Source organism: Duganella sp. GW822-FHT06D06 (genome assembly GCF_058799615.1).
Genome location: NZ_JBXALQ010000069.1, coordinates 1 through 547, shown reverse-complemented (window position 1 = coordinate 547; position 547 = coordinate 1). Strand labels below are relative to the sequence as shown.

Sequence of the window (547 nt, the reverse complement as noted above, 5' to 3'; positions counted from 1 at the left end):
GCGGCGGCTTCGGCGGTGGTCAGGGCGACCACTTGATCGGTGGTCAAGGCCTTGACCTGGTTGGCGCTCAGCGCGGCGATCGCGTCCGACTTCAGTGCGGCGAAGTCGGCCGTTTCCAGCGCGGCGATGGCGGCGGTGGTCAGACCGGCCACTTGCGCGGTGCTCAGCGAGCTTGCCTGGGCGGTGGTCAGCGCGACGATCTGGTTGGTGGTCAAACCAGACACGGCGGCGGTGCTCAGCGCGGCGATCTGGCCGGTCGACAGCGCGGCGACTTGCGCCGTGGCCAGGCCCACCAGCTGTGCGCTGCGCAAGGCGGCGACATTCGCGGTGCTCAGGCCGACGATGTCGGCGGTCTCGATGGCGCCGATGGCGTTGCTGGAGAAGGCGGCAACCTGGGCCGAAGCCATGCTGCTCAGCTGGGCAGAGGTCAGCGCGACGACCTGGTTGGTGGTCAGCGCGGCGATGCCGGCGGTGCTCAGCGCGGCCAGCGAAGCGGTGGCCAGGTTGTTGACCTGGGCGGTGGTCAGCGCGGCGACCTGGGCGGTGG

General features: G+C 70.7%; 1 pseudogene. It reads right to left on the bottom strand.

Annotation, left to right across the window (positions count from 1 at the left end):
• A pseudogene (locus tag AC1RMD_RS31225) lies at positions 1-547 on the bottom strand (heme utilization protein); the annotation flags it as partial.